Below are 673 nucleotides of genomic sequence, written 5' to 3' on the forward strand. Positions count from 1 at the left end.
TTATTAGTGAATACACTATTGGGAAGGGGGAATATGCAGAAGAAAGTCCTTATTATATAGGTCGTAACACGTTTTTATTAGAAAAAACAGACGGAGCATGGGATTTTGTGCAAGGAGTAAAAGTGGATGGTTTTATTGTGGGTAAACCGAATTTTCCAACCTTATCAGAGTCCCCTGTTTTGATAAGAAGCAATCAACTGCTTCTTTTTTCTAACAATGGAAGCATCAAAGCCGAAGGCAGTACGACAGCTAATTTTTATCCAATAGATAAATTTATCGACAATGGTTTTTTATTCCCTATCGCCGACATTGATAATGATGGTTTAAGTAACATAGAGGAACGTGAATCTTGTGATATTACAGAAAGTTCACCAGACTCACTAAAATACGAGGATTTTACTTGCTTAAATGCAGCGTTAGATGATTCAGATGCCGATCTTGTTAGTGATTCATTTGAAAGAATGCATCAAGCTCCCACACAAGGAAATAGCCTATCTCCGACTAGCTACTTAGATGAGACTTATATTGATGACGGTAAAGCTAATATACAGGATACATATAGAGACATAGATAAAAACGGAATTATCGATTCCTTAGAGTAATGAAAAATTAGCAACGAAAGAGGCTTTGTTGCGTAATTCGATGGAACTAAATCAAGAAGCTACGATCTGAT

Annotated in this window: 1 protein-coding gene; it reads left to right on the top strand. The window is 36.0% G+C overall.

Annotation, left to right across the window (positions count from 1 at the left end; all coding sequences use genetic code 11):
- Positions 1-602 (top strand): hypothetical protein (locus tag R7O13_RS27500; protein WP_318305280.1); only part of this gene is annotated, 602 nt, incomplete at its 5' end.
- Positions 603-673 lie beyond the last annotated feature (71 nt).

It is taken from the genome of Vibrio sp. Y176 (assembly GCF_033438945.1).